This is a genomic window from Noviherbaspirillum suwonense, from assembly GCF_900182955.1.
GTDB classification, from domain to species: domain Bacteria; phylum Pseudomonadota; class Gammaproteobacteria; order Burkholderiales; family Burkholderiaceae_D; genus Noviherbaspirillum_A; species Noviherbaspirillum_A suwonense.
Genome location: NZ_FXUL01000002.1, coordinates 91013 through 117775 on the forward strand (window position 1 = coordinate 91013; position 26763 = coordinate 117775).

Genomic DNA, 26763 nt, shown 5'->3' on the forward strand with positions numbered 1-26763 from the left:
GCGATGGCGATGCAGGCAACGCGGGCGATGAGCCCGACATGCGCGACATGCGCCGGCGCGGCCGATGCTTGACCAACAGGAGACCCGATGAAGATTTCACTACCCATTGCAGTGTGGGCCCTTGCAATCCTTGTGCCCGGCATCTCCGCGGCAAACGACTTCCCGACCCAGTCGCGGATGGAGTATGTGCTGGAATGCATGAAGGACCATGACGGCAAGCACGAGTACCTTTACAAGTGTTCATGCGCGGTGGACCGGATTGCCCAGCAGCTGAAGTACAACGACTACCTGGAAGCATCCACCGCGCTGCGCAACCAGTCGCTCAGCGGCGAACGCGGCGCGGAATTCTGCGATCCGCCAGAAATGCGCAGCATGGCCAGGAAGTACAAGAACGTGCAGCAGCAGGCGAACGAAGCCTGCTTCGTCAAATGATGCGGGCAAGGGCGGCATGGCTGGCGGCTTGCGCGCTGGTGATGGCGCTGGGCCTGCTGCTGCCGCCTGCCGCGGCGGCGGCCTCGCCATCATCGCCATCCCCGCCATCGGCGGCAACGCCGCTGAAAACCATCGTGCTGCTCGATTTCGAACTGATCGACACCGGACTGGACCATGCATCCGACGCCGCCCAGCGCGAGCGCCTGCAGATGATCTCCCGGACGCTGCGCGAGGAATTCGCCGAGCGTCACCTGTACAAGGTCCTGGACAGCCAGCCGGCCGCTGCGCTGATTTCGGACCTGGGCGGCCGCTTCAAGCTGTATGACTGCAACGGCTGCGACGTCGACATCGGCAAGGCGCTCGGCGCCGACCGCACGCTGACCGGATGGGTGCAGAAGGTCAGCAACCTGATCCTCAACATCAACATCCAGATCCGCGATGTCCGCTCGGGCGAGATCGTGCTGGCGAGGTCGGTGGACATACGCGGCAATACCGACGCCAGCTGGCTGCGCGGCGTGCGTTACCTGGCGCGCGGCATGGAGGAAGCGCACCAGGGGAACCGCTGAGCCGGCCTGCCGGCAACATCGTTCGGTTCGCCGCTCAGTTCGTGTTGATTTCGCCCGGCCTCACCTGTATCGCCGCCTTGAACGTCAGGTCGTTGGAGTCCACCGCGTCGACCGTCAGCGTTCCCTCCTGCCTCGGCACAAAGGAAAAACGGAAGTTCGGGTTTTCGCTGATCGAGATGTCGGTGTCCGCGCTCATGACCGGCCTGCCGTTATAGGCGACGTCGATATGCCGGACGTAGTGCGGCGGCGCGTAGAGGCGGGACACCTGGTCCATCGCCAGGCCGGACGAATTCGGGTGCCGGATCATCAGCTGCGCCAGCAGCGGCTGGTTCAGCTGCGGCGTGCGCTCCAGCGTGAGCTTCATCCTGCCCAGTCCGGCTGCCGCCGCGGCCGGGTCCTTGCCCGCAGGCGCCGAGCAGCCGCCGGATGCCTTGACGAAACGGCTGGTCATATGCAGGCTGCCATCGCTCAGTTCGGCCACGACGCGGATGCTGGTGTATTCCTCGACCCTGACCCGGGTTTCGATGTCGGCCTGGCCCAGGTCGGACGTCAGGTTGAACACCGCCGCGAGCGGCGCCGGGTTGTTGTCGATGATCAGGTACAGCCGCCTGACGGTGAGCCCGCGGTCCTGCGGCGGCCGGGCGTGGATCGCAACCGGCACGACCGCGGCGTCCTCCGCGCGGACCGGCGTGATGAGTTCGAGCAGCTGTCCCTTGTCCTCGGCAATGGCCCGGTCCTGGAACAGGCCGGGCCGGATCCGCGACCAGTTGTCGGCGGCCGCGGCCGTCGTGGCCGCGGCGGCTGCAAGCACGACGCAGGCTGCCGCGCACGCATGCGCCGCGATCCTGCGCAGCGCCGGAAGCAAGGAAAACGCGGGACGCGTAATCGTCATGCCGTGCCGTTCCGGGTTCGGATCATTGCTCATCAGTTTTCCCATTCGAGTTCCGTATAGGCGGCAGTCACGTTGCGCGGATGGTAGTCGTCGAACAGCAGCCAGTTCGGCCGTTCCGCCTGTGCGGCGTCGGCAACCGCCTGGTCCAGCGTCTTCCTGTCGCGGATCGCCTGGCGCACGTCATGCAGCAATGCCTGCAGGTAGCGTTCCTGGTGACGCAGCGCATCCGGCCACGCGGCGGCGGGCGCGCCGTGGCCCGGGATGGCCAGCCGCACCGGCTGTCCGCGCAGCGTGTCCATGGCCGCCAGCCAGCCCTTGAGGCTGCCGTCCAGCGCCGGCACGCGGCCCTCGAACAGCAGGTCGCCCAGCCACAGGGCGCCGCTCCGGCTGTCCAGCACGGTGACATCGTTGTCGGTGTGCGCGGTCGGCCATGCGCGCAGCTGCAGCAGCCTGTCGCCAAGGTCGATCGACAGCGTCGATTCCACCGTTTTGCCGGGCGTGATCATCGCCGATGCCGACGCGGCCTCGTCGCCCAGCCGGGCCGCCAGCGACTTCCGATACACCGCCTTGCGCGCAAGCATCGCGGCGGCGAGATGCGCATGGCCGATGAAGACCGGGGCATCGGGCGCGAACGCGGCATTGCCGAACACGTGGTCCGGATGCATATGGGTGTTGATCACGTAGCAGACCGGCAGGCTGGTCTTCTGCCGTATCGCCATGCGCAGCCGCTGGCCGTTCGCCAGGCTGCCGCCGGTGTCGATGACGGCGACGCAGCGCCTGCCGACGATGAAGCCGCTGTTGGCGATCGCGCCCTGGTTGCCGGCGTTCATTTCCTGCTGCAGGCCCTGGTGGAAGAACAGGCCGGGCGCAAGCTCGCGCACCGGCAGCGCGGCATGCCCGGCGTCGGCGACAGCCATGCTGCCGCCGCCGACGCCAAGCATCGCCGGCAGCAGCATCAGGATAGGGCGCAGGATGCCGCACATGTTCATGAGGAGCGCTTCCTTTCCATCGTGCATCGACATGCGTGATGCAAGCGCCGCCGCAGCGGACGGTGGCGTAACCGGACAAGGGCTGCAAGCCGCATGCCAGCGGCGCGCGTTCGGCCTATGCCGCCGACGCGCGGTCATTGATACGAAATCGGAACAAGGCGCACGGCGGCCTGTTCATTTCCGGGGACATGTCCACGACGCAAATGCCGGCGTCGGCCAGGCTTCTGCCCCTTGGCGCAAGCGCTCCGGGCCGCCGGCGCGACTGGCATGCTAACTGCTACATGGTTTCCTGCTGGGAGATGCACAGGATCACGAATGAATGGCCGAATTGACCGCAACGTTGATGCAGCGATTTGAAAACGACAGGAGACAGCCATGGTTTCAGATTTAAGACTCAAGCATTTGCTGGTAATGGCGGGTGTGCTGACCGTCACCGGAACTGCGCTGGCTGACGAAGCCCTGCAGCAGGCAATGAAAAGCCCGAAGAACTGGGCGATGCAGGCGGGTAACGACGCCAACCATCGTTACAGCACGCTAAGCCAGATCAACAAGGGCAACGTCAAGAACCTCCAGGTCGCATGGACCTTCTCGACCGGCGTGCTGCGCGGCCATGAGGGCGGGCCGCTGGTCATCGGCGACACCATGTATGTCCATAGCCCGTTCCCGAACAAGGTCTTCGCCCTTAACCTGGAGGACCAGAGCATCAAGTGGAAGTACGAGCCGAAGCAGGACCCGGCGGTGATCCCGGTCATGTGCTGCGACACCGTCAACCGCGGCCTGGCCTTTGGCGACGGCAAGATCATCCTGCAGCAGGCCGACACCACGATGGTCGCGCTCGACATGGCGACCGGCAAGGAAGTCTGGAAGGTCAAGAATGGCGACGCCAAGATCGGCGAGACCAACACCAACACGCCGCACGTGTTCAAGGACAAGGTCCTGACCGGCATCAGCGGCGGCGAGTTCGGCGTGCGCGGCCGCATGACCGCCTACGACCTGAAAACCGGCAAGGAAGTGTGGAAGGGCTACAGCACCGGCCCCGATGCCGAAATGCTGATCGACCCGGACAAGACGATGACCTGGACCGACGGCAAGATGGCGCCGGTCGGCAAGGACTCGTCGATCAAGACCTGGAAGGGAGACCAGTGGAAGATCGGCGGCGGCACCACCTGGGGCTGGTACAGCTATGACCCGGCAGTCAACCTGGTCTACTACGGCACCGGCAATCCCAGCACCTGGAATCCGGCGCAGCGGCCCGGCGACAACAAGTGGTCGATGACCATCTTCGCCCGCGACCTCGACTCCGGCATGGCGAAGTGGGTGTACCAGATGACGCCGCACGACGAATGGGACTTCGACGGCGTCAATGAAATGATCCTGGCCGACATCAAGGTCAAGGGCAAGCCGCGCAAGGCGCTGGTGCATTTCGACCGCAACGGCTTCGCCTACACGATGGACCGGGTCAGCGGCGAACTGCTGGTGGCGGAGAAGTTCGACCCGGTGGTGAACTGGGCCAGCCATGTCGACATGAAGACTGGCCGCCCGGTGGTCCAGGCCAAGTACAGCACCGGCCAGAACGGCGCGGACGTCAACACCAAGGGCGTGTGCCCGGCGGCGCTTGGCACCAAGGACCAGCAGCCGGCATCGTATTCGCCGAAGACCGGCCTGTTCTATGTGCCGACCAACCATGTCTGCATGGACTATGAGCCGTACCAGGTCGACTACACCGCGGGCCAGCCCTTCGTCGGCGCGACGCTGTCGATGTATCCTGCGCCGAACAGCCATGGCGGCATGGGCAACTTCATCGCCTGGGATGCCGGCACCGGCAAGATCGTCTGGTCCAAGCCGGAGCGGTTCTCGGTATGGAGCGGCGCGCTGTCCACGGCCGGCGACGTGAACTTCTACGGCACGCTGGAAGGCTATATCAAGGCTGTCGACAACCAGGGCAAGGAGCTGTGGAAGTTCAAGACCCCGTCCGGCATCATCGGCAATGTCACCACCTGGGAATACAAGGGCAAGCAGTACGTCGGCGTGCTCTCGGGCATAGGCGGCTGGGCCGGCATCGGCATGGCGGCCGGCCTGTCGAAGGACAACGAGGGCCTGGGCGCAGTCGGCGGCTACAAGGACCTGGCGAAGTACACCGAGCTGGGCGGCACGCTGATGGTGTTCGCGCTGCCGGGCAAGTCCTGACCCCGGCATGAAAGGAGCCCGTCCCGCACATGCACGAACAGCGGGGTAGAACCGGCTTCGGGATGCTGCGTCCCGGCGCCGGCACATGATCGCGAGGAGACTCTGATGAGAGGAAGCATCACGATAATTGCAGCATTCCTGTGGGGCCTTGGATGCAGCGCCCAGGCCGCCGACAACGCAGCCAAGGCGCAGGACGCGCCCGCCGGCGGCAAGATCTATACGGTCGTGGACGGCAACAAGGTCGACGGCCTCACGCTGAAGGGATGGAGGACATGGCGCGCGATGGCCTGCGAGCGCTGCCACGGCGCCAACCAGGAAGGCATGGTCGGCCCGTCGCTGGTGGACAGCCTGAAGGTGCTCACCAAGGAACAGTTCAAGACCACGGTGCTGCAGGGGCGCATCGACAAGGGCATGCCCAACTTCAGCGGCTCGCAGCAGGTGGTCGAGAACATCGACAATCTCTATGCCTACCTGAAAGGCCGGTCGGATGGCGCGATCAAGCCGGGCCGTGTCGAGAGCATGGAGAAATGAATCATGTCCTTCGCCGAGAACGGCATTAAAGGCGGCGGCCGCATCCGCATCCGGCTGGGGAGCCTGCTGCAGGCGGCCGCGCTGGCGGCTGCGGCGGCCTTCATGCAGGGCGCGCAGGCGCAGGACGACGGCGGCGCCAAGGTGCTGCGCGTCTGCCAGGATCCGAACAACCTGCCATTCTCCAGCCGCGACGGCCGCGGCCTGGAAAACCGGATCGCCGCGCTGTTCGCCGACAAGCTGGGCTGGAAGCTCGAGCACACCTGGTATCCGCAGCGCATCGGCTTCGTCCGCAACACGCTGCGGGCCAAGGTGCCCGACACCGACCACTACAAGTGCGACCTGATCACCGGCGTGGCGACCGGCTTCGAGCTCGGGTTGACGACCAGGCCGTACTACCGTTCGACCTATGCGCTGGCCTATGTGAAGGGGCGCGGCCTCGACAGCGTGCAGACGCCGGAAGACCTGCTGAAACTCGACCCGGCCGTGCTGCGCAAGCTGAAGATAGGCGCGTTCTCGAAGTCGCCGGCCGTGGACTGGCTTCTGCGGAACGGGCTGATCGACCAGATGGTGCCTTACCAGCACCAGACCGGCGACCCCGACCAGTATCCGGGCCAGATCATTGATCGCGACCTGGTCAACGGCACGGTCGACGTCGCGATGGCATGGGGGCCGATCGTCGGCTATTTCGCGAAGCAGTCGACCGCCAGGCCGATCGCCGTGGTGCCGTTCATGCCGGACAGCAGCGGGCTGAAATACGATTTCAGCATCGCCATGGCGGTGCGGCACGGCGACAAGGCGCTGCGCGACCGCATCGACGGCCTGATCGCCGCCAGCGGTCCGGAAATCAAGGCGCTGCTCGATGAGTACGGCGTGCCGTCCCTGCCGGTCAAGGAAGACTAGACGGAGATACGCGGCCGTCCCCTGGAACCCGGCCGGGCAGGCGAAGCCGCCGGATGTTCAATCTTTCGCAATGGACGCCCGATGATGAGCAATTCAGTTTCCCGCAAAGCGCAGCGCCGCCGGCACGTCGCCTCCGCGGCCTTGCTGTGCGCTTCGATGCTGGCCTGCGTGCCGCCGGCGCTCGCCCAGGAAGTCTCGCAGGCCGAGAAGCTCCTGTTCCAGTCCAACCACCTGCGCAACCTGACCGGCCCGCAGGCGCTGCGCTATCGCTACGTGCACAAGGAGAAGGACGGCGCCGGCTTCAGCGACGCCGTCCAGGTCGACGTCGGCGCCCGGAACAGCGACGGCGGCATCGCCGTGACGGCAAAATTCCTGAGCGGCGAGCGGCAGGTGGCGCTGCCGCCGCTCAGCAGCGCGGAAGGCAATCCGGCCCTGCTGGGTTTCCTGGAGCGGGACATCGCGGAAATGAAGCGCCTGACCGGCGGCTCGACCAATTACTTCCGCAAGCGCATACGGATCGCGTTGGCCGAGGCGGCGAGCGTGGAGCCGGTCTCGCTGGCCTATGACGGGCGCCAGGTGCAGGGCAGGAAGATCGCGATCCAGCCTTACCTGAACGATCCGATGCGCGAGAAGATGCAGAAGTACGTCGGCAAGAATTACGTCTTCCTGCTGAGCGACGAGATTCCGGGCGCCGTCTACGAATTGAAATCCACCGTGCCCGGCGAGCCCAAGGCCAGCGCCGCGCAGGTCGAGGAGACGATGACGCTGGCCGGCGCGAGCGGCGGACCGTGAGCGTCGGCCGCCTGCCTCGCGCCGCGCGCATCAGTCACCCTATGACGAGGCACCGTGAAGATACTGGCCTTCGATCATCACACCGCGCGATATGGCGCCGGAGGCGGCATGCTGTCGTGCGCCGGGTTCCATGCCGACCGCCCGCTGCTCGGCGTGCTGGGCGACCTGTGCCGGCTGCCGGGCGTCGAGGTCACGCTGCTGCGCGCTCCCGGCCTGGCGCGGCTGCAGCTGCCGGACGCGGTGCGCGTCATTCCGTGCGCGCCGGAACGCGCGGCGGAAACCGTCGGCGCCTGCATCGCCGATGCCGACGCGGTGTGGCCGGTCGTACCTGAATCGTACGGCATGCTGGAACTGGCGTCGCGCCACATCCTAGGCTGCGGCAGCCTGCTGCTCGGCTCGCGGCCGGACGCGGTCAGCGTGGCCGCGAGCAAGCACGAGACCGCGCGCGTGCTGAAGGCGGCCGGCATCGCGGTCGTCGACACCTTCCTGCTGCATGACGCGCTGCCTGCCGGCGCCAGCGCCTGGGTCGTCAAGCCGGATGACGGCGCCGGTTGCAGCGAAACCCGGATCTATGCCGACTGCGACGCCGCCCGCCTGGCGACCGGCGAGCGGGACGGCGGCCGGTACGTGATGCAGCCCTACCTCCGCGGCGCGCACCGCAGCATGTCGATGGTGTGCGCCGACGAGCAGGTGCTGCTGATGAGCGTGAACGAGCAGCGCATGGCCGTGTTCGACAATCAGCTGCATTACATGGGCAGCACGGTCAACGGGGTGCGCGAACAGCAGCGGCAGTGCAGGGCGCTGGCGGAACGGGTGATCGGGGCGCTGCCCGGACTCTGGGGCTGCGTCGGCATCGACTTCATCATGACCGAGGACGGGCCGGTGGTGCTCGAGGTGAATCCGCGGGTGACGATGGCGCACGCGGCGCTGCGGCAGTCGACCGGCCATAACCCGGCGCAGCTGCTGCTGGAGCTGTTGCTGGGCAAATCCTGCGCGCCGCTGGAAGCGCGGCGCATCAAGCCCGTCAGCATCGATATCAGCCCGTTTCCGGAACCGCCCGAGAGCCGGCACCGCAATGCGGCTGGCTAGCGCGGCGCAAGGTCAGGCAAGGCCGTGCGCATTGGCCGGCTTCTTGCTGTCGGGCAGATGGATCTCGAGCCGGTCCAGCTTGCGGTACAGCGTGTTGCGGCCCACGCCCAGCTGCCGCGCGACCGTGCTGATGTTCCAGCGCGCCTGCTCCAGCACCTGCAGCAGCGCCTCCCGCTCCGCCTGCTTCAAGGGATTCAGGCAGCTCTCGCCTTCGCCGCGGTGCGCCGATGCGGGCATTGGCGGCTGCGGACTGCTTTTGCGGATCTCCGGCGGCAGGTCCTCGACGTCCAGCACATCGGCGTTGCGCAGCGCGACCATGGTGCGCAGCACATTGCGCAGCTGGCGTATGTTGCCCGGCCACCGGTACTGGTCGAGCACTGCGAGCAGCTCGGGCGTCATCGACAGCGGCCCGCACCCGGCCTGCTCGCGCGAGAGCAGGTGCGCGATCAGCTGCCGGCGGTCGCCCCGCTCGCGCAGCGGCGGCATGGTCAGCGTCAGCCCCTGCAGCCGGTAGTAGAGGTCTTCCCGGAACTCGTGCCGCTCTATCTTTTCCATCAGGTCGCAATGCGTGGCGCTGATGACGCGTATATCGATGCTGACAGGCGTCTCGCCGCCCAGCGGCACCACCTCCCGTTCCTCCAGCACCCGCAGCAGCCGCGCCTGCAGGTGCAGCGGCATGTCGCCGATTTCATCGAGGAACAGCGTCCCGCCGTTCGCCTGGAAAAACTTGCCGCGCTGTCCTTCCTTGCTGGCCCCGGTGAATGCGCCGGGCTTGTAGCCGAACAATTCGCTTTCGATCAGCGACTCCGGTATCGACGAGCAATTGATCGCGACGAAGGCCTGCTGCGCGCGCGGGCCGGACATGTGGATAGCCTTGGCGAACAGTTCCTTGCCGGTGCCGGTCTCGCCGCACAGCAGGATGGCCACGTCGCGGTTCATCACACGGGTCGCGGCCTGCACGTTGTGGCTCATCGCCGCATCGGGGCCGACCTGCAGCTGCTGCAGCGGCGTGCGGCCTTCGCTGTCGGCGTCGGCGTCGCGTGCCGGCTGGCCGCACAGGTGCAGCCTGGGCTGGCTGGGCGCGGTCGCATAGGCGAAGAAGCGGCGGCCGAAGCGCGAGTCGAACACCGGCGCCACCGGGCGGCCGAGCTTGCTGGTGTCGCGGACCAGCGATTCGAAGGACACGTTGAGGAATTCTTCCAGCGCATGCCCGACCACTTCCTGCGCCGCCACGCCCAGCTGCAGCAGCGCGTTGCGCGTGGCGGCCATCACCGTGTCGCTCTCATCCATGACCAGGATGCCCGCGCTCGGCGTGCCGACGAATTCCGCGCGGCTGTGGAAATGGATGAAGCGCTGGCCGGCGTAGGTGTCGAGGAATATCCGGTTCTCTATCGTGTGCACCGACATGTTGACGAGGTCCAGCACGTGCTTGGGCGCGAGATGGGTCTCGCCGGACGCATCCAGCACCGCGAGCACATCGCCGTTGGCGTCGAAGATCGGGGCGGCGGCGCAGATCAGGCCGGTATTGCGGAACAGGAAATGATCGTACTGCTGCACCATGGTCGGCCGCTTCTCCAGCAGCGCCGTGCCCATGCCGTTGGTTCCCTGGTAGCGCTCCGACCAGACTGCGCCCGGCATCATGCCGGTCTTGGACGCGGCATGGGTAAAGCCGGGGTCGCCGAAGAAGTTCATCAGCACGCCGTCGGCGTCGGTGAGCATGATCGCGTAGCCGGACCCGGCAATCTGCTGGAACAGGTTGGCCATCTCGCCCTTGGCCGCGCTCAGCACATGCGCCAGCTTTGCCTGCCGTTCCTGCAGCTCGACCCGCTCGACGATATAGGGCTCGTACACGATGCTCGAATCGAGCGCGTAGTCGCGCATGCACCGTATCCAGGAGTCCGTGATGTAGCCGGGCGCCGACAGCGCCGCGACCGAGATGTTTTCGACGGCAGCCTTGATCCGGCTGCAGTGATGATTGCTGGTGAGCATGTCTGGTCTCCTTAAGCTGATTGTTCAGCCCTTTTTATGATTCCTCTGACAGTGCCCGCGCTCTGGTGGCCCGGTTTTTGCTGCAATTTTGCTATTAATAAGCTTGCAACGGTCCGATCCTGTTGGCTTTGTTCTGTGACCGGCTGGGTGAGAGCTTAGGGCTGCGCTGAATAAGTAAACGGATTCCGACAGAAGAGCGTTATAGAGGGCAATAACAAAGACCGCGGCAACGAATGATGAAGCAGCAGACTCTGGCAATGGCAGCAGACCAAGGCTTTGAACGGCATCGCAAGCCGACCAGGCGCGATGCGTTTCTGGAGACGATGAACCGGGTTGTTCCCTGGGACGCATTGTGCGCGGTCGTCGAGCCGCATTATCCTAAGAAGGGAAATGGGCGACCACCGATCGGGCTGGAGCGTATGCTGCGCATTCATTGCCTGCAGCACTGGTTCAACCTGGCTGATCTGGCGTGCGAGGAAGCGCTGTACGACAGCGCCAGTCTGCGCCGCTTTGCCGGCATTGACCTGGGCAGTGAGCCGGTGCCGGATGCGACCACACTGCTCAAATTCCGCCGCCTGCTGGAGCAGCATAAGCTGGCCGAGCGTTTGTTTGCAGAAGTAGGCCGTGTACTGCAGGGCAGCGGCATGACGCTCAAGACCGGCACGATTGTCGATGCGACGATTATTGCCGCGCCGAGTTCGACCAAGAACGCCGACCGGCAGCGTGATCCCGAGATGCACCAGACCCGGAAAGGCAAGCAGTGGTATTTCGGTATGAAGCTGCATATTGGGGTGGACAGCCAGAGCGGCCTGGCGCACAGCGCTGTGGTGACGCCGGCCAATATCCATGACAAGCACCCGTTGCCCGACCTGCTGCATGGGCAGGAACGACGCGTCTATGGCGACAGCGCCTATACCAGCCAGAAGGGCCTGATCCGTGGCAAGGCACCGAAAGCGAAAGATTTTACAAACGAACGTGTCCGCAAAGCCGGCCAAGTCGATGAAGCTAAGCGCTCAAAGAACCGCAGCAAGTCGAAAATCCGAGCGCGGGTGGAACACGTGTTTGGCGTGGTGAAGCGGCTGTGGGGCTTCTCGAAGGTGCGCTATCGCGGCTTGGCTAAAAATGCCGGCCGGGCCTTTACGGCGCTGGCGTTGGCCAATATTTACCTGGCGCGCCATCGGCTGATGGCACCAGGACGCCCATAGTGGGCAAAGCAGGCTGAAAAGCCTGCAGCAGCCGCCCGTAAGGACGATAGACAGGGCACTGGACCCGTCCTTTTATCCAAATCCTACTTTATAAACTTCGCAAACGGATAAAAGCAGGCTTGTTCAGCGTAGCCTTAGGTCAACTTGGCCGTTTGCGCAAACGACAATTTTCCTGCCGAACTGTTCGATAGACATGACACATCGCAGCATCGTGTTTCGAAATCAGAGCAGTCCCGAGATGTCTGTCCTTTTATGTTGAAGGAGCTTTAAATGGACGTGAGAGCCGCAGTAGCCCACAAGGCGGGCGCCCCGCTGACCATCGAGACGGTCCAGCTGGAAGGGCCGCGGGCGGGGGAGGTGCTGGTCGAGATCAAGGCCACCGGCATCTGCCATACCGATATGTTCACCCTGTCGGGCGACGACCCGGAAGGCCTGTTCCCCGCCATCCTCGGGCATGAAGGGGCGGGCATCGTGGTCGAGGTCGGCAGCGGCGTGACCAGCCTGAAGCCGGGCGACCATGTGATCCCGCTCTATACCCCGGAATGCCGCCAGTGCGAATACTGCCTGTCGCGCAAGACCAACCTGTGCCAGGCCATCCGCAGCACCCAGGGGCGCGGCGTGATGCCGGACGGCAGCAGCCGCTTCAGCCTCGGCGGCACGCAGGTGTTCCATTACATGGGCACGTCGACCTTCGCCAACTACACGGTCGTGCCCGAGATCGCGCTGGCGAAGATCCGCGAGGACGCGCCGTTCGACAAGGTCTGCTATATCGGCTGCGGCGTCACCACCGGCATCGGCGCGGTGATCTATACCGCCAAGGTGGAGCCGGGCTCGACCGTGGTGGTGTTCGGCCTCGGCGGCATCGGGCTCAACGTGATCCAGGGCGCGCGCATGGTGGGCGCCAACATGATCATCGGCGTCGACATCAACCCGGCCCGCGAGGAGCTGGCGCGCAAGTTCGGCATGACCCACTTCGTCAATCCGAAAGAGGTCGAGGGCGACATCGTCCCTTACCTGGTCGACCTCACCCGGGGCGGCGCCGACTATACCTTCGAATGCATAGGCAACGTCAACCTGATGCGCCAGGCGCTGGAGTGCTGCCACAAGGGCTGGGGCAAGAGCACGATCATCGGCGTCGCCGGCGCCGGCCAGGAAATTGCGACCCGCCCGTTCCAGCTCGTCACCGGCCGCGTCTGGCAGGGCTCGGCATTCGGCGGCGCGCGCGGCCGCACCGATGTGCCCAAGATCGTGGAGTGGTACATGGAGGGCAAGATCAATATCGACGACCTGATCACGCACGTGATGCCGCTCGAAAAGATTAACGATGCGTTCGACCTGATGCATGAAGGGAAGTCGATCCGCTCGGTCGTCACGTTCTGAGCGGGCGGCAATCCGGGCCGCGCGTTTGGTGGTGGAAGGGGGCCGGCGGGCGCAGGACGGCCTGCCGGCGCGGACAACGCAGCAAACATAAACCAGGAGGCAACAATGAGCAGTGACGTCAAGATTCATCCCGCGGTCGACAATGGCATCAAGCCGGCGGCGCCCAATTTCGCCGGCGGCAGGCTGACATGCCATTGCGCGCAGAACAAGGTCGAGGTCGAGATCGGCGCGCAGACCGCCCACAACCATGTATGCGGCTGCACCCGCTGCTGGAAGCCAGCCGGCGCGCTGTTCTCGCAGGTGGCGGTGGTCTCCCGCGACAAGGTCAAGGTCGTCGCCAACGAGGACAAGCTGTACATCGTGGACCCCAGCGCGACGATACAGCGGCATGCGTGCAAGGAATGCGGCGTGCACATGTTCGGCCGCATCGAGAACAAGCAGCACCCGTTCTATGGGCTGGACTTCATCCATACCGAGCTGTCGTCGGAGGAGGGCTGGGCCGCGCCCGAGTTCGCGGCCTTCGTCTCGTCCATCATCGAGGCGGGCGCCAATCCCAACAACATGGCCGCGGTGCGCGCGCGGCTCAAGGAACTGGGGCTGGAGCCGTATGACGCGTTGTCGCCAGCCTTGATGGACGCAATCTCGACCCACGTCGCCAAGGCGGCAGGCAAGCTGGCGGCCTGACGCAACGGCCCGGCGCGCCTGCGGCGGCGCCGGGCTTCACGGGCCGACGGCATCGTGCGCAGAGCGTCGCTTGCCCGTCCTTGCGTCTCGCGGCTGCTTCCGCAGCCGCTGCGGGACCGGTTATCTCCGTTTCTTTCCGCTTGTTTCCTTCAGTCAGCCCTGCTTTTCCTACTTGCGATTCGAGTTTTGTCCGACAGACCGGCCCGGCATTAAACCGTAGGATTCCGAATGCGCGCCGCATTGCCGGCGCATCCATTCCGCAATCTTCTCAGACCAGCCAAGGAACCCAGGATGAATGAACCAGGTAGTGTGCCGCCCCAGGAACAGGACCAGCAGCCAGGGTCGCAGCAGCAGATGACGCCGCAGCCGAACACCATCCCTCCCGATTACCAGGGCAGCGGCAAGCTGGCAGGGCGCGTGGCCCTGATCACCGGCGGCGACAGCGGCATCGGTCGCGCGGTGGCCGTCGCCTTCGCCAAGGAAGGCGCGGACGTGGCCGTGGTGTACCTCAACGAACACGAGGATGCGGCCGAGACCCGCCGCCTGGTCGAGCAGGCCGGCCGCAAGTGCGTGCTGATCGCCGGCGATATCGGCAACGAGTCGTTTTGCCAGGAGGCGGTGCAGCAGACCTTGTCCGACCTCGGGCATCTCGAGGTGCTGGTCAATAACGCGGCGGAACAGCATCCGCAGGAGTCCATCCTCGACATCAGCGCCGAGCAGCTGGAGAAGACCTTCCGCACCAACATCTTTTCGATGTTCTACATGGTCAAGGCCGCGCTGCCGCACCTGAAGGAAGACGCGCGCATCATCAACACCACGTCCGTCACCGCATACCGCGGCAGCCCGCAGCTGCTGGATTATTCATCGACCAAGGGCGCCATCGTCGCGTTCACGCGTTCGCTGTCGCAGGCGCTGGCCGAAAAGAAGATCCATGTGAACGGCGTGGCGCCGGGGCCGATCTGGACGCCGCTGATCCCGTCGACCTTCACGCCCGACAAGGTGGAAAGCTTCGGCCAGAGCGTGCCCCTGAAGCGTCCCGGCCAGCCCGAGGAAGTCGCACCGTCCTACGTGTTCCTGGCGTCCGATGGCGGCAGCTACATGACCGGCCAGGTGCTGCACCCGAATGGCGGCGAAATCATCAACGGCTGAGCGGACTCGACGTACCGGGCGGATTCGGCGGGGCCGGCGGCCCGCCGGTCCAGGCGGTGGCGTCGAACTCGAAGGCGGTGTCGTCGAACACCGAGTTGTGGCGCCAGATCACGTGCTGACGGGCCACCACCAGCATCCAGATCTCGGTCTCCGCCGGCTGGCTGGCGGCGAAGGCCGCATGCGCAAGCACGGCCGCGCAGGCGCCCGACTGCGGGTCCCGCACCGATGCATAACGAATCAGCTCGATGCCTTCGGCCCTGGCCGTGCGCGCGATTGCCTGGCAGGCCGCGTAGTCGGCGGGATCGGTCCAGGCCGTGCGCCGGCCGTCGAACGGCGGCAGGCGCAGGTCGATGCCACGGCCGGCGACCGGCGTGCGGAACAGGGTCTGCGGAATAGGGCCGATGCCGTCCAGCGCCGGGCTGTCCATCAGGAAGCGCCAGCGCCAGTAGCCGAGTTCGGCGCATGCGGTGCGGCGTTCGTCGGCGCCGTAGAAGACGCCCGGTTCGGCCGGCCCGCGAAATCGCGAGCCGGACGGCAGTGGCGGATAGCGGAACGGGGTGAAGAGCAGCCAGTGCAGGCGGCGCAGGGACTCGTCCAGCGCTGGCTTTGACTGGTCGAGCAAACTTTCCAGCAAGGCCTGTTCGTCCAGCGTATCGACCAGCACCATGGTCGCGATCTTGTGCTGCGCTTCCACCGCGCGCCACAGGTCGAGCCTGAACGGCGCGGCATGCGCCGCCAGGGTGTCGGCCACCGCCTCAGATCCTGCCACGGTGGGCGTCGACGTAATGCAGCACGCGGACCAGGCCTTCCGCGCTTTCCATCATCGCTAGCGGCGCCTGGCCGAGGCCGAGGTTGTCGGAAGTAAGCCATTTCCTTGCATCGGCATCGTGGCCGACCATGGCGTCCAGCGAGCGGAACAGTCGCACCAGCAGGATGCCGAGTTCCCATTCCTTGCCGCGTTCCGGGCTTAACTGGTAGGTGCCGGCGCAGAGCCGGGAGGCGGTGGCGGTACTCACGCCCAATATGCGGGCCAACGCGTTCTGGCGGATTTCAAGCAGGCTGGCGGCATTGCGCACTGCCTTGCTCAGGGTAGCGCCGGCGTCGGGATGGACTTGCGGCACTGCTGGTCGGTCGGCCACGGCTTTCATTTCCATTCCTTTCTGTTGAAATAATCGTGCGTTTTATTTCTGGAGAAACCTATCATGGGTTGGTCAAGATGTCCAGTGTTTTCCTGGCGTTCACGTTCGCGCCCGATTGCCGGCTCCGGCTGGACAGGGCAACTCATGGTGCCGCCGGTTATAATCGCGGTTTCCCGACGCAACCCCGCACCGTGGACGCAGGACCGAGCCGCAGTGCATCAACTTCCTTCTCGCCATGCTGATTTTGCCGGGCTCCAATGCCCTGTCCGCCTTCCGCGCCCAACGCCTTCTGACCCAGCTACAGGACATCGACCCGGCGATTACCGCCGTCTCCGCCCGCTACCAGCATTTCATCGACAGCGCCCGCACGCTCGGCGACGACGACGTGTCACGGCTCGACGCGCTGCTGACCTACGGCGAGCCGGCTGCCGCAGAGCAGGACGGCGATATCTTCGTCGTGATCCCGCGCTTCGGCACCATTTCGCCGTGGGCCAGCAAGGCGACCGACATCGCGCACAACTGCGGGATGGAGCACATCCACCGGATAGAGCGCGGCGTTTCCTATCGCATCCAGGTGAAGTCCGGCCTGCTGGGCGGCGCGCGCCGGCTGGCGGAAGGCAGCGCCGGGCCGGTGGCAGCCGTGCTGCATGACCGCATGACCGAGATGGTGCTGCGCAGCGCGGACGACGCGGCCGGCCTGTTCCGCGAACTCGCGCCGAAGCCGCTGGCATTCGTCGACCTGGCCGGCGGCAGGGACGCGCTGGAAACGGCCAACACCGAGCTGGGGCTGGCGCTGTCGGACGACGAGATCGACTACCTGCTCGACGCCTTCACCAGGGCAGGCCGCAACCCGACCGACGTCGAACTGATGATGTTCGCGCAGGCCAACAGCGAGCATTGCCGGCACAAGATCTTCAACGCCGACTGGACCATCGACGGCGAAGCGCAGGACAAGTCGCTGTTCGCGATGATCCGCAATACCCACCAGCTGCATCCCGAGGGCACCATCGTCGCCTATAGCGACAATTCCTCGGTGATCGAAGGCGCGAACGTGCAGCGCTTCTATCCGCGCGGCGCGGCCGAGGGCAATGTCTACAAGGCCAGCGAAGAGCTGACCCATATCCTGATGAAGGTGGAAACCCATAACCACCCGACCGCGATCGCACCGTTCCCCGGCGCCTCCACCGGCGCCGGCGGCGAGATCCGCGACGAGGGCGCCACCGGCCGCGGCGCCAAGCCCAAGGCCGGACTGACCGGCTTCACCGTCTCCAACCTGATGCTGACCCATGCGGTGCAGCCCTGGGAAAACGCCCGCGATGCGGCAGAACCGCCGGCCGCCCGCGCGCCGCATGCGCAGGGCGGCATCTACGGCAAGCCGGAGCGCATCGTCTCGCCGCTGCAGATCATGGTCGAAGGCCCGCTCGGCGGCGCCGCATTCAACAACGAGTTCGGCCGGCCCAACCTGGGCGGCTATTTCCGCAGCTACGAGCAGAACGTCGGCGGCACCGTCTACGGCTATCACAAGCCCATCATGATCGCCGGCGGCATCGGCAACATCTCGGCCGCGCATACGAAGAAGGAAGCGCTGCCGGTGGGCAGCCTGCTGGTGCAGCTGGGCGGGCCGGGCATGCGCATCGGCATGGGCGGTAGCGCCGCGTCGTCGATGGCGACCGGCAGCAATACCGCCGACCTCGACTTTGACTCGGTCCAGCGCGGCAACCCGGAAATGGAGCGGCGCGCGCAGGAAGTCATCAACGCCTGCTGGGCGATGGGCGACGCCAATCCCATCCTGTCCATCCACGACGTCGGCGCCGGCGGCCTGTCGAACGCCTTTCCCGAGATTACCAACGACGCCGGCCGTGGCGCGATCTTCGACCTGCGCCGCGTGCCGCTGGAAGAAAGCGGCATGGCGCCCAAGGAAATCTGGAGCAATGAGTCGCAGGAACGTTATGTGATGGCGATTTCCCCGGACTGCCTGGCGCTGTTCCAGTACCTGTGCGAGCGCGAACGCTGCCCGTTCGCGGTCGTCGGCCACGCAACCGAGGAACGCCAGCTGCAGGTGATCGACCCGCAGCATGACAACAAGCCGGTCGACATGCCGATGGACGTGCTGCTCGGCAAGCCGCCGAAGATGCACCGCGACGTCGCCCGCGTCGCCGCCAGCCTGCCGCCGGTGGACCTGACCGGCATCGTGCTGGAGGAAGCGGCTCTGCGCGTGCTGCGCCAGCCTACCGTCGGCGACAAGTCCTTCCTGATCACCATCGGCGACCGCACCGTCGGCGCGACCACCGTGCGCGACCAGATGGTCGGCCCGTGGCAGGTGCCCGTCGCCGATTGCGCGGTCACCACGATGAGCTTCGAAGGCCATGTCGGCGAAGCGATGGCGATGGGCGAGCGCACGCCGCTGGCCGTCATCGACGCGCCGGCTTCGGGCCGCATGGCGGTCGGCGAGGCAATCACCAACATCGCCGCCGCGCCGATCGCGTCGCTGTCCGACGTCAAGCTGTCGGCCAACTGGATGGCCGCCTGCGGCCAGCCCGGCCAGGACGCGGCACTGTTCGACACGGTGAAGGCGGTCGGCATGGAACTGTGCCCGGCGCTGGGCGTCAGCATCCCGGTCGGCAAGGACTCGCTGTCGATGCGCACGACCTGGAAGGAAGCCGACGGCACGGCAAAGTCGGTGACCTCGCCGGTGTCGCTGATCGTCTCGGCCTTCGCCCGCGTGACCGACGTGCGCAAGTCGCTGACGCCGCAGCTGCGCACCGACCTCGGCGACACCGCGCTGATCCTGGTCGACCTCGGCCGCAGCCGCAACCGGATGGGCGGCTCCATCCTCGCGCAGGTGATGCAGCAGGTCGGCAATGACGCGCCGGACCTCGACAGCGCCGACGACCTGAAGGCGTTCTTCGCCGCGATCCAGCGGCTCAACGCCGAAGGCCATCTGCTGGCCTACCACGACCGTTCCGACGGCGGCCTCTACACGACGCTGTGCGAGATGGCCTTTGCCGGACGCACCGGCGTGTCGGTCAACCTCGACATCCTGGCGATGGAGGGCGAGCATGCGTCCGACTGGGGCGACTCGAAGAACTGGGCCAGCCAGGTCGGCGAACGCCGCAATGAAATGACGCTGCGCGCGCTGTTCAGCGAAGAGCTGGGCGCCGTGCTGCAGGTGCGGGCCGACCAGCGCTCGGACGTGATGAACGTGCTGCGCGAATTCAATCTCGGGGCCTGCAGCCACATCATCGGCAAGCTCAACCCGCGGGATGCGATCGAGTTCACCCGCGACGCCAAGGTGATCTACAAGGCGCCGCGCAGCGCGCTGCAGAAGGCATGGAGCGAGACCAGCTGGCGCATCGCCCGGCTGCGCGACAACCCGGCCTGCGCCGACGCCGAGTACAACCGCATCGACGACACCGCCGACCCCGGCATCACGCCCAGGGTGGCATTCGACATGGAGCAGGACGTTGCCGCCCCGTTCATCGCCACCGGCGCGCGGCCGCGCGTGGCCATCCTTCGCGAGCAGGGCGTGAACTCGCACATCGAAACCGCCTACGTGATGCACCAGGCAGGCTTCGACGCGGTCGACGTCCACATGAGCGACCTGATTTCCGGCCGCGCCCGGCTGGCCGACTTCAAGGGCGCCATCGCGGTCGGCGGCTTTTCCTACGGCGACGTGCTGGGGGCGGGCGAGGGCTGGGCCAAGACCATCCTGTTCAACATGCAGCTGGCCGAGCAATTCTCCCTCTTCTTCAACCGCGACGACACCTTTGCGCTGGGCATCTGCAACGGCTGCCAGATGATGAGCAACCTGAAGTCCATCATCCCCGGCGCGCATGCGTGGCCCAAGTTCACCCGCAATCGCTCCGAGCAGTTCGAGGCGCGCTTTGCAATGGTCGAGGTGGCGGACTCGCCGTCGATCTTCTTCCAGGGCATGGCCGGCACGCAGGCGCCGATCGCGGTGGCGCATGGCGAAGGCCATGCCGACTTCACGCAGACCGGCAGCCTGAGCGACGCGCTGGTGGCGATGCGCTTCGTCGACAACCAGGGCGCGCAGACCGAAGCCTATCCGTACAACCCGAACGGCTCGCCGCAGGGCATCACCTCGGTGACCACGCCGGACGGCCGCTTCACGGTGCTGATGCCGCATGCGGAACGCGTGTTCCGCACCGTGCAGCAGTCATGGCACCCCGACGGCTGGGGCGAGCACACGCCGTGGATGCGGATGTTCCGCAATGCGCGGGTGTGGGTCGGGTAGGGACGGGACGCCGGCCCGTTCCGCGCCTGCGCGGTTTATACGGGCTGGGAAACGATATTTCCAGCCGCCAGCAGACGTGCAGCAAGCGCGCCGTTGATCAGGTCCGCCGCCTCGGCGTCGCCGCGCTTCATCGCGTGTCCGAGCGCCGGCTCGGCCGCCGCCCCCGCCTGCAGCAGCATGACGAGCGCCGGGTACTGGCCGGCATGGGCCGCATGGTCTAGCGCGTTCGCGAGCGCGGCGCTGGTGGCGCCGTCGCTGATGCACATCCCGAGCAGGTCGGGATCGCCGCTCACCGCAGCGGCCGCGAGCGCCTGCCCATCCGGGTCGGCGACGGCGCCGGCATTGCGCAGCAGTTGGACGATGCCGGTGTCACCGGCATCGATCGCCTGCACCAGCAGCGTCGCGCCGCATGCGCTGCGGGTGCGCACGTCGATGCCGGCGTCGAGCAGCAGCCCGACCAGCGCTGGCCGGCGCGACCGGATCGCCAGCGCCATGCACTGGAAACGGTCGCCGTCGCGCCAGGCGATGCGGGCCGCCAGCAGCGTCGCGGCCAGCCCGTCGTAACCGGCCTCGCAGGCCAGCGCCAGCAGGTCGATCCGCAGCTCGGCGTCGATCCGTGCGCCATGCCGCTGCACTACGGCGATCGCCGCGGCCTCGAATCCTTGCGGGAAAGCGTCCAGTCGCTGGAGGTTGCTGGCGTCGTCGGCAATCGTGCGCAGCATTACATCCGGCGTTGCAGCGCGGCGACCGCCGGCGCGCCGGTAAAGCGGCTGCAACAGCAGCGTCGCCTGTGCATCATCGAATCCGGGCAGGGCGGCAGGATCAGTAGGCATGTCGGGCGTCCTCGCAGTGCTACGGTCTATTAAAGCCTAGCGGTCGTATTGTCCGCAGGTTTGAGGAACGACAGAATTCCGCCGCGCATGCGCCTTGCAGCGCACGGACTTTGGTTCGGGCGCTGCAAGGCTGCCTGCCTGTTCTCTGATACAGGATGGCAGGCACAGGTTGGCCGGCACGGCGGCTCCGTGCATTCATGCAATTAACGACGCTTCCGTGACTTTCCTGAGGCGCGCATTGCAAAAAGGCCCTGTCTCCTTGCGAAGACAGGGCCTTTGAAGACATCGCCGCGTCGGCGGCAATGGAAAAACCTTACTGGATCTTGGCTTTTTTCTTCAGTTCCTGCTGGTACGCCTGCAGTTTCTGCTGCTGCAGCGACTCGGCGATCTGCGGCTTGACTTCCTCGAAGGTCGGCACTTTTGCCGCACGGGAGTCTTCCAGCTTGATCACGTGGTAGCCGAACTGGGTCTTGACCGGGGTCTCGGTGATGTCGCCCTTTTTCAGCGCGATCATCGCGTCGGAGAACGGCTTGACGAAGGCGGTCGGTGGCGCCCAGTCGAGGTCGCCGCCATTTGCTGCCGAACCCGGGTCCTTGGACTGCTTGGCCAGGTCTTCAAACTTCGCGCCGCCTTTCAGCTTGGCGATGATGGCTTTCGCGTCTTCTTCCTTCTCGACCAGGATGTGGCGGGCGTGGTATTCCTTGTCGCCGGCCTGCGCCTTGAACTTGTCGTACTCGGCTTTCATGTCGGCGTCGCTGACCGGATTCTTTTTCACATAGTCCTGGACCAGTGCGCGGATCACGATCGACTGGCGGGCCATGTCCATCTGGTTTTTCACTTCCGGACTGTTGGTCAGGCCCTGGCGGTCGGCTTCCTGCATCAGGATTTCGCGGTTGACCAGTTCTTCCTTGACCATCGCGCGCAGCTGCGGCGTGTCCTGCTGGCCCTGGGTCGCCATCTGCTTGATCATGGCGTCCGCGCGGGACGAGGGCACCGGCTTGCCGTTCACAACCGCGAGGTTCTGGGCCATGGCGGGCAGGGAGGCGGTTGCGAGTAGAAGAACGAGCAGGCGAGCGGGTTTTAAGGTCATGTCTGTTCCTTGAGTTGGGAAATGAATGGGGAGTTGATCAGTAACGGCGCGGCGCTTAAGTTGCAGCGCCGGCTTCGGCGGGCGTCAGCGCGGTAATGGCGAGTGCGTGGATGTCGGTTTGCATCATGTCCTGCAGCGCATCATACACGAGGCGATGTCTGGCAACCCGGGGTTGCCCTTCAAAGCGCGAGGATACGAGACGTAAGCGGTAATGTCCACCGCCGGATGCCGCGCCGGCATGGCCGGCATGCAGCGCCGACTCGTCCTCGACCTCGCATTCGACCGGCGCCAGGCCGGCCTCCAGCAGGGCCCTGATCCGCGCGATGCGCTGGTTTGGCGGCATCATCCTGGGTCCTTTACATATTTGGAAAGAAACATTGTCTGGGCGACGACGAAGGCGATCATCAGGCCCATGAAGCCGAAGAGCTTGAAATTCACCCAGGTCGACGTCGGGAAGTTGAACGCGATGTACAGGTTGATCACGCCCATTGCTGCGAAGAATGCAGCCCAGGCCAGGTTCAGCCGGGTCCATACCGGGTCGGGCAGGTCGATCTGTCCCTTCATCATCAGCCGGATCAGGTTCTTGTTCATCAGCAGTTGCGCGCCGATCAGCACCACGGCGAAGACCCAGTAGAGCACGGTGGGCTTCCACTTGATGAATGCTTCGTTATGGAAATAGATCGTGGCGCCGCCGAATACGACGATGATCGCCAGCGACACCCACAGCATCGCGTCGACTTTCTTCCTGCGCACCAGCAGGTAACCGATCTGCGCGATCGTGGCGACGATGGCGACCGCAGTCGCCAGCAGGATAGGCGCTTGTTCCGGTCCGACGCTGCCGCCGGAAACCAGGCCGGACAGGTATTCGCCGACCATCGACTGCGCGGCAGCGGTATGACCCTCACCCCATTTGAACACCCCGAAGAACAGGATGACGGGAAACATATCGAACAGAAACTTCATGCGCTCTTTTCCTTATTCCGGTAGCGGGTCGAACCGCAGCGACGCGGAGTTGATGCAATAGCGCAGTCCGGTCGGCGGTGGACCGTCGGGAAAGACATGGCCGAGGTGGGCGTCGCAGACATTGCACAGGATTTCAGTGCGGACCATGCCGTGGCTGCGGTCGACTTTCTCCGCGACGTTCTCCGGGTTGATCGCCTTGAAGTAGCTGGGCCAGCCGCAGCCGGACTCGAACTTGGCGTCGGACTCGAACAGCGGCGTGTTGCAGCAGACACAGGTGTAGATGCCGTGCTCGTGATGGTCCCAGAACTTGCCGGTGAAGGCGCGCTCGGTCGCGGCATGGCGGGTGACCTGGTACTCCATCGGGTCCAGCATCTGACGCCACTCGGCATCGGTTTTCCTGACTTTCTCTGTCATGATTGCCTTTCTTGGTCTCGTTCAGGAGGAACAGCTGACTTCCAGTTCGCTCGCCCAGTCCGGCGGCAGCGCGGCATACTGCTCATTCTCTGGCTGTTCGTCATACGGATGTTCTAGCACGGCAAGCAATTTCTGCACTTCCGAAAAGTCCTTGATCTGGGCTTTTTCGATCGCCTGCTGCGCCAGGTAGTTTCGAAGCACGTATTTGGGGTTCGCCTGGTGCATTGCAAGGCGTCGTTGCATATCGTTACTATTTTCCTGGAGCAACCTGGCGCGATATTGTACTGCCCATTGGTCGAATGCGGCGCGGTCGATGAACAGGTCGCGCACGGCTTCCTCCGACCCCGGCTCGGCGATGCGCAAGTCCCCGAGCCGGCGGAAAAACAGCGTGAAGTCCACGTGGCTTGCCGCCATGATGCCGAACATGTCGTCGAACAGCTTGCCGTCTTCGTCCTGCGTGGTCGCAAGCCCCAGCTTTGCATGCAGCAGCGCATCCATTTTCCCGGCGAATGCCGGCCGGTAGACCGCGAGCGCATCCTTGGCTTCGTCGACGTCGCCGATCAGCGGGAGCAGGGCCTGGCCCAGCGCGTGGCAGTTCCAGTCGCCGATCTGCGGCTGCATGCTGTACGCATAGCGGCCCTGCTGGTCGGTGTGATTGCAGATATGGCGCGGGTCGAAGGCTTCCATGAAGCCGAACGGACCGTAGTCCAGCGTCAGCCCGAGTATCGACATGTTGTCGGTGTTCATCACGCCGTGCATGAAGCCGACCGCCTGCCACCAGGCAATCATCTCGGCGGTGCGTCTCGTGACCTCGGCCAGCAGCGCCTTGTACGGCTGCGGCTGGTCCTTCAGCTCCGGGTAGAAGCGGCCGATCACATAATCGGCAAGCAGCTTCAGCTCATCCTCGCGGCCTTGGTAGAACCAGTGCTCGAAACTGCCGAAACGCACGAAGCTCGGCGCCATCCGGGTTGCCACCGCCGCCGTTTCCGGCGTCTCGCGCATCACGCGCTGGTCCGAGCCGGTGACGCATAACGCGCGGGAACTGGGCACGCCGAGCGCGGCCATCGCTTCCGAGCAGAGGAATTCGCGGATCGACGAACGCAGCACGGCGCGGCCATCGCCCATGCGGGAATACGGCGTCATGCCCGCGCCCTTGAGCTGCAGCTCGAGCTTGCCCGGCGCCGCGGCGCCTGGCGCGTCGATGTCGCCGAGCAGGATCGCGCGGCCGTCGCCGAGCTGGCCCGCCCAGACGCCGAACTGGTGGCCCGAATAGACGGCCGCGAGCGGCTGCGACTGGGCCGGGATGCGGTTGCCGCTGACCGCGTCGATGAATTCCTGGCGGGCGAATTCGGCCGGATCGAGCCCGATCAGGGCGGCCGCTGACGCGCTGCCGCAGACCATGTAGGGCCGCGACAGCGGCGTCGGCTGCAGGCGGGTGTAGAACGACGCGGGCAGCGACGTGTAGGAATTCTCCAGGGGCAATTCATCCAGGGAAAACAGCGGGCGTTGCCGTGTGCTTACATTCATGAAATATCCTTCAAAGGCATTGCCGGATCGGTGGCGGATGCAGGTATGACCGTGGCCGCGGCGCTTGGTGCCGGACGGCGCCTGCGGCCTTCCGGGTAGGCGATCGCGGTGATGGCCGCCGGGTCCTCGATGAAGACCCGGCCGTAGTTGGTCTGTATCAGCCCGTCGTGCTCCCACAGGCGCAGCTGCTTGGCGATGCTCTGGCGCGACTTGCCCAGCAGGTGACCGAGTTCTTCCTGCGTCAGCGGGACCTCGCGGCCGCGCGGGATGACCGCGGCCGACATCGCCGACGGCTGCAGCTGCGCCAGTTCCAGCAGCCGCCGCGCCAGGCGCTGCGCCAGCGGCGCGACCGCCGCTTCCTCGACCAGGTCGAAAGTGGCCCGCAGCCGCAGCGCCAGCATCCGCGCAAACCGCTCGTAAATCGCCGGATGGCGCATCAGCAGCCGGTTGAAGTCGGTCCGCGCGTGGAACAGCAAGATGCTCGGGCCGGACGCGTGGCCGTCATGGGTGCGCGGCAGGCCGTCGAACATCGAGATCTCGCCGAACCAGTTGGGCCGTTCCATCACGGCAATCGTGGTCGTGTGCCCGTCCGCGGTGGCGCGGGTGAAGCGCACCGAGCCGCTGGCGATGGTGTAGAAACCGTCGCAGGCGTCGCCGCGCGCATGGACCAGCTCGCTGTCCGCATAAAGCCGGAGCGAGCCGCAGGCGGCGGCTTCGGCAATCACGTCGTCGGGGAGGTCCGCCAGCCAGGATTCGCGCAGCAGCGCAGCCTTGTCCAGATCGGTTTTCGCGGGAATGGGCATGCAAATGTTAAAGAGTTGACAGTCTGGCGGCGGCGTATGCGACGATACTTGCGGACCACGGCCCCGAAGAACGGCCGAAGCGCGCCCGGAACCCGGTACGCCCCTTATTTTGACAGAGAAGAGAGAGACCGATATGAACGCACCTGAAAAACTGGCATTTCCATCGCTGCGCGAGCGCGTCTCGCCCGAGGAATGGCAGGTCCGCCAGGACCTCGCCGCGTGTTACCGCCTGGTTGCCGACTTCGGCTGGAGCGACCTGGTGTTTACCCATATCACCGCGCGTGTCCCGGGCACCGAGGACCAGTTCCTGATCAATCCCTACGGCCTGATGTTCAACGAGATCACGGCGTCCTCGCTGGTCCGCATCGACCAGCAGGGCACCAAGCTCGATGATTCGCCGTACCCGGTCAATCCGGCGGGCTTCACCATCCATTCCGCGGTGCATGCGGTGCGCCACGATGCGCTCTGCGTGCTGCACACGCATACCGCGAACGGCGTCGCGGTGTCGGCGCAGAAGGGCGGCGTGCTGCCGCTGTCGCAGCAGTCCATCTTCGTGCTGTCGAGCCTCGGCTATCACGACTACGAGGGCGTGGCGCTGAACGAGGAAGAGAAGCCGCGCCTGGTCCAGGACCTGGGCCGCAACAGTTTCCTGATGCTGCGCAACCACGGCCTGCTGACCGTCGGCAAGACCGTGGCCGACGCCTTCCTGAACATGTACACCTTCGAGAACGCCTGCAACATCCAGGTCCGCGCGCAGGCCGGCGGCGGCGAACTGATCCACATTCCGCAGCAGATCATCGACGGCGCGATGGCCCAGTCGAAAGCCGCGACCAAGTCGCTTGGCGGCATGCTGGCCTGGCCCGGCCTGCTGCGCCGCCTCGACAAGGTCGACCCGAGCTGGCGCGACTGATGCGGCCCATTTGAAGCGACAGCAAGAATATTCAGGAGACAAGA

General features: G+C 65.5%; 25 protein-coding genes. 13 read left to right on the forward strand and 12 right to left on the reverse strand.

Annotated features, from left to right (window positions below; translation table 11 throughout):
- Positions 1 to 87 precede the first annotated feature (87 nt).
- Entirely contained in the window at positions 88 to 432 is a 345-nt protein-coding gene (locus tag QOL82_RS03640) for a hypothetical protein (RefSeq protein ID WP_283440886.1), read from the forward strand.
- Positions 429 to 998 (forward strand): DUF3280 domain-containing protein, encoded by a 570-nt coding sequence (locus QOL82_RS03645; protein WP_283440887.1) that lies wholly within the window; start codon positions 429 to 431, stop codon positions 996 to 998. The genes QOL82_RS03640 and QOL82_RS03645 overlap by 4 nt, the downstream gene beginning before the upstream one ends.
- 34 nt (positions 999 to 1032) lie before the next feature.
- On the opposite strand, the gene QOL82_RS03650 is transcribed toward QOL82_RS03645, so the two are convergent.
- Positions 1033 to 1923, reverse strand: coding sequence for a quinoprotein dehydrogenase-associated SoxYZ-like carrier (locus QOL82_RS03650; protein WP_283440888.1), 891 nt, complete (start codon positions 1921 to 1923; stop codon positions 1033 to 1035).
- Positions 1923 to 2879, reverse strand: coding sequence for a quinoprotein relay system zinc metallohydrolase 2 (locus tag QOL82_RS03655; protein WP_283440889.1), 957 nt, complete (start codon positions 2877 to 2879; stop codon positions 1923 to 1925). The genes QOL82_RS03650 and QOL82_RS03655 overlap by 1 nt, the downstream gene beginning before the upstream one ends.
- Positions 2880 to 3254: 375 nt before the next feature.
- On the opposite strand from QOL82_RS03655, the gene thdT reads away from it, so the two are divergent.
- The 5 genes from thdT to QOL82_RS03680 all read left to right on the forward strand — a co-directional run bounded on the left by thdT (position 3255) and on the right by QOL82_RS03680 (position 8378).
- On the forward strand, positions 3255 to 5066 hold the full coding sequence (gene thdT / locus QOL82_RS03660; protein WP_283440890.1) for a thiol dehydrotransferase: 1812 nt from the start codon (positions 3255 to 3257) through the stop codon (positions 5064 to 5066).
- Positions 5067 to 5171: 105 nt separating this feature from the next.
- Positions 5172 to 5597, forward strand: a complete 426-nt coding sequence (locus QOL82_RS03665) for a c-type cytochrome (protein ID WP_283440891.1) — start codon at positions 5172 to 5174, stop codon at positions 5595 to 5597.
- Between the two features lie 3 nt (positions 5598 to 5600).
- A complete protein-coding gene (locus tag QOL82_RS03670) occupies positions 5601 to 6497 on the forward strand; it encodes a quinoprotein dehydrogenase-associated putative ABC transporter substrate-binding protein (RefSeq protein ID WP_283440892.1) in 897 nt (298 codons plus the stop codon).
- Positions 6498 to 6578: 81 nt separating this feature from the next.
- A complete protein-coding gene (locus tag QOL82_RS03675; RefSeq protein ID WP_283440893.1) occupies positions 6579 to 7289 on the forward strand; it encodes a hypothetical protein in 711 nt (236 codons plus the stop codon).
- A gap of 54 nt (positions 7290 to 7343) precedes the next feature.
- Positions 7344 to 8378: an ATP-grasp domain-containing protein gene (locus tag QOL82_RS03680; protein ID WP_283440894.1), complete on the forward strand. Its 1035-nt coding sequence runs from the start codon at positions 7344 to 7346 to the stop codon at positions 8376 to 8378.
- Positions 8379 to 8390: 12 nt separating this feature from the next.
- Here QOL82_RS03680 and QOL82_RS03685 read toward each other — a convergent pair whose 3' ends face one another.
- Complete coding sequence (locus tag QOL82_RS03685; RefSeq protein WP_283440895.1) at positions 8391 to 10367, reverse strand: sigma-54-dependent Fis family transcriptional regulator; 1977 nt, start codon at positions 10365 to 10367, stop codon at positions 8391 to 8393.
- A gap of 236 nt (positions 10368 to 10603) precedes the next feature.
- Between QOL82_RS03685 and QOL82_RS03690 the strand changes: the two genes are divergently transcribed.
- From QOL82_RS03690 to QOL82_RS03705, 4 genes are all read left to right on the forward strand, one after another.
- A complete protein-coding gene (locus QOL82_RS03690; RefSeq protein WP_283441262.1) occupies positions 10604 to 11572 on the forward strand; it encodes an IS5 family transposase in 969 nt (322 codons plus the stop codon).
- Between the two features lie 270 nt (positions 11573 to 11842).
- On the forward strand, positions 11843 to 12952 hold the full coding sequence (locus QOL82_RS03695) for an S-(hydroxymethyl)glutathione dehydrogenase/class III alcohol dehydrogenase (RefSeq protein ID WP_283440896.1): 1110 nt from the start codon (positions 11843 to 11845) through the stop codon (positions 12950 to 12952).
- 105 nt (positions 12953 to 13057) lie between these two features.
- The gene (gene gfa / locus QOL82_RS03700; protein WP_283440897.1) at positions 13058 to 13636 is read left to right on the forward strand and encodes an S-(hydroxymethyl)glutathione synthase; all 579 of its coding nucleotides are present in this window, start codon (positions 13058 to 13060) and stop codon (positions 13634 to 13636) included.
- Between the two features lie 291 nt (positions 13637 to 13927).
- Positions 13928 to 14785, forward strand: coding sequence for an SDR family oxidoreductase (locus QOL82_RS03705; protein WP_283440898.1), 858 nt, complete (start codon positions 13928 to 13930; stop codon positions 14783 to 14785).
- On the opposite strand, the gene QOL82_RS03710 is transcribed toward QOL82_RS03705, so the two are convergent.
- Positions 14775 to 15554: an RES family NAD+ phosphorylase gene (locus QOL82_RS03710; RefSeq protein ID WP_430438430.1), complete on the reverse strand. Its 780-nt coding sequence runs from the start codon at positions 15552 to 15554 to the stop codon at positions 14775 to 14777. The genes QOL82_RS03705 and QOL82_RS03710 overlap by 11 nt on opposite strands.
- On the reverse strand, positions 15541 to 15939 hold the full coding sequence (locus QOL82_RS03715) for an MbcA/ParS/Xre antitoxin family protein (protein ID WP_283440899.1): 399 nt from the start codon (positions 15937 to 15939) through the stop codon (positions 15541 to 15543). The genes QOL82_RS03710 and QOL82_RS03715 overlap by 14 nt, the downstream gene beginning before the upstream one ends.
- 220 nt (positions 15940 to 16159) lie before the next feature.
- Here QOL82_RS03715 and purL point away from each other — a divergent pair, with 220 nt between their 5' ends.
- A complete protein-coding gene (gene purL, locus QOL82_RS03720) occupies positions 16160 to 20179 on the forward strand; it encodes a phosphoribosylformylglycinamidine synthase (RefSeq protein ID WP_283440900.1) in 4020 nt (1339 codons plus the stop codon).
- A gap of 35 nt (positions 20180 to 20214) precedes the next feature.
- Here the strand turns inward: purL and QOL82_RS03725 are convergent, their stop codons facing one another.
- The 7 genes from QOL82_RS03725 to QOL82_RS03755 form a co-directional block, all read right to left on the reverse strand.
- Entirely contained in the window at positions 20215 to 21012 is a 798-nt protein-coding gene (locus tag QOL82_RS03725) for an ankyrin repeat domain-containing protein (protein ID WP_283440901.1), read from the reverse strand.
- 313 nt (positions 21013 to 21325) lie between these two features.
- Complete coding sequence (locus QOL82_RS03730) at positions 21326 to 22102, reverse strand: foldase protein PrsA (RefSeq protein ID WP_283440902.1); 777 nt, start codon at positions 22100 to 22102, stop codon at positions 21326 to 21328.
- Between the two features lie 55 nt (positions 22103 to 22157).
- Entirely contained in the window at positions 22158 to 22448 is a 291-nt protein-coding gene (locus QOL82_RS03735) for a BolA family protein (protein ID WP_283440903.1), read from the reverse strand.
- Positions 22445 to 23065, reverse strand: coding sequence for a septation protein A (locus QOL82_RS03740; protein ID WP_283440904.1), 621 nt, complete (start codon positions 23063 to 23065; stop codon positions 22445 to 22447). Before QOL82_RS03740 ends, QOL82_RS03735 begins: the two co-directional genes overlap by 4 nt.
- 12 nt (positions 23066 to 23077) lie before the next feature.
- A complete protein-coding gene (msrB, locus tag QOL82_RS03745; protein ID WP_283440905.1) occupies positions 23078 to 23479 on the reverse strand; it encodes a peptide-methionine (R)-S-oxide reductase MsrB in 402 nt (133 codons plus the stop codon).
- Between the two features lie 21 nt (positions 23480 to 23500).
- Positions 23501 to 25006 carry a protein adenylyltransferase SelO gene (locus tag QOL82_RS03750; RefSeq protein WP_283440906.1) on the reverse strand — a complete coding sequence of 502 codons (1506 nt, stop codon included), beginning with the start codon at positions 25004 to 25006 and terminating at the stop codon, positions 23501 to 23503.
- Positions 25003 to 25809, reverse strand: a complete 807-nt coding sequence (locus tag QOL82_RS03755; protein WP_283440907.1) for a Crp/Fnr family transcriptional regulator — start codon at positions 25807 to 25809, stop codon at positions 25003 to 25005. Before QOL82_RS03755 ends, QOL82_RS03750 begins: the two co-directional genes overlap by 4 nt.
- A 133-nt stretch (positions 25810 to 25942) precedes the next feature.
- On the opposite strand from QOL82_RS03755, the gene QOL82_RS03760 reads away from it, so the two are divergent.
- Positions 25943 to 26719 carry a class II aldolase/adducin family protein gene (locus tag QOL82_RS03760; protein ID WP_283440908.1) on the forward strand — a complete coding sequence of 259 codons (777 nt, stop codon included), beginning with the start codon at positions 25943 to 25945 and terminating at the stop codon, positions 26717 to 26719.
- Positions 26720 to 26763: the final 44 nt, after the last annotated feature.

What these genes read in the sequence shown, in the direction of transcription:
- QOL82_RS03640 (WP_283440886.1), top strand. Translation starts at nt 88, where the DNA reads ATGAAGATTTCACTACCCATTGCAGTGTGGGCCCTTGCAATCCTTGTG.
- QOL82_RS03645 (WP_283440887.1), top strand. Translation starts at nt 429, where the DNA reads ATGATGCGGGCAAGGGCGGCATGGCTGGCGGCTTGCGCGCTGGTGATG.
- QOL82_RS03650 (WP_283440888.1), bottom strand. Translation starts at nt 1,923, where the DNA reads ATGAGCAATGATCCGAACCCGGAACGGCACGGCATGACGATTACGCGT.
- QOL82_RS03655 (WP_283440889.1), bottom strand. Translation starts at nt 2,879, where the DNA reads ATGAACATGTGCGGCATCCTGCGCCCTATCCTGATGCTGCTGCCGGCG.
- thdT (WP_283440890.1), top strand. Translation starts at nt 3,255, where the DNA reads ATGGTTTCAGATTTAAGACTCAAGCATTTGCTGGTAATGGCGGGTGTG.
- QOL82_RS03665 (WP_283440891.1), top strand. Translation starts at nt 5,172, where the DNA reads ATGAGAGGAAGCATCACGATAATTGCAGCATTCCTGTGGGGCCTTGGA.
- QOL82_RS03670 (WP_283440892.1), top strand. Translation starts at nt 5,601, where the DNA reads ATGTCCTTCGCCGAGAACGGCATTAAAGGCGGCGGCCGCATCCGCATC.
- QOL82_RS03675 (WP_283440893.1), top strand. Translation starts at nt 6,579, where the DNA reads ATGATGAGCAATTCAGTTTCCCGCAAAGCGCAGCGCCGCCGGCACGTC.
- QOL82_RS03685 (WP_283440895.1), bottom strand. Translation starts at nt 10,367, where the DNA reads ATGCTCACCAGCAATCATCACTGCAGCCGGATCAAGGCTGCCGTCGAA.
- QOL82_RS03690 (WP_283441262.1), top strand. Translation starts at nt 10,604, where the DNA reads ATGAAGCAGCAGACTCTGGCAATGGCAGCAGACCAAGGCTTTGAACGG.
- QOL82_RS03695 (WP_283440896.1), top strand. Translation starts at nt 11,843, where the DNA reads ATGGACGTGAGAGCCGCAGTAGCCCACAAGGCGGGCGCCCCGCTGACC.
- gfa (WP_283440897.1), top strand. Translation starts at nt 13,058, where the DNA reads ATGAGCAGTGACGTCAAGATTCATCCCGCGGTCGACAATGGCATCAAG.
- QOL82_RS03705 (WP_283440898.1), top strand. Translation starts at nt 13,928, where the DNA reads ATGAATGAACCAGGTAGTGTGCCGCCCCAGGAACAGGACCAGCAGCCA.
- QOL82_RS03715 (WP_283440899.1), bottom strand. Translation starts at nt 15,939, where the DNA reads ATGGAAATGAAAGCCGTGGCCGACCGACCAGCAGTGCCGCAAGTCCAT.
- purL (WP_283440900.1), top strand. Translation starts at nt 16,160, where the DNA reads ATGCTGATTTTGCCGGGCTCCAATGCCCTGTCCGCCTTCCGCGCCCAA.
- QOL82_RS03725 (WP_283440901.1), bottom strand. Translation starts at nt 21,012, where the DNA reads ATGCCTACTGATCCTGCCGCCCTGCCCGGATTCGATGATGCACAGGCG.
- QOL82_RS03730 (WP_283440902.1), bottom strand. Translation starts at nt 22,102, where the DNA reads ATGACCTTAAAACCCGCTCGCCTGCTCGTTCTTCTACTCGCAACCGCC.
- QOL82_RS03735 (WP_283440903.1), bottom strand. Translation starts at nt 22,448, where the DNA reads ATGATGCCGCCAAACCAGCGCATCGCGCGGATCAGGGCCCTGCTGGAG.
- QOL82_RS03740 (WP_283440904.1), bottom strand. Translation starts at nt 23,065, where the DNA reads ATGAAGTTTCTGTTCGATATGTTTCCCGTCATCCTGTTCTTCGGGGTG.
- msrB (WP_283440905.1), bottom strand. Translation starts at nt 23,479, where the DNA reads ATGACAGAGAAAGTCAGGAAAACCGATGCCGAGTGGCGTCAGATGCTG.
- QOL82_RS03750 (WP_283440906.1), bottom strand. Translation starts at nt 25,006, where the DNA reads ATGAATGTAAGCACACGGCAACGCCCGCTGTTTTCCCTGGATGAATTG.
- QOL82_RS03755 (WP_283440907.1), bottom strand. Translation starts at nt 25,809, where the DNA reads ATGCCCATTCCCGCGAAAACCGATCTGGACAAGGCTGCGCTGCTGCGC.
- QOL82_RS03760 (WP_283440908.1), top strand. Translation starts at nt 25,943, where the DNA reads ATGAACGCACCTGAAAAACTGGCATTTCCATCGCTGCGCGAGCGCGTC.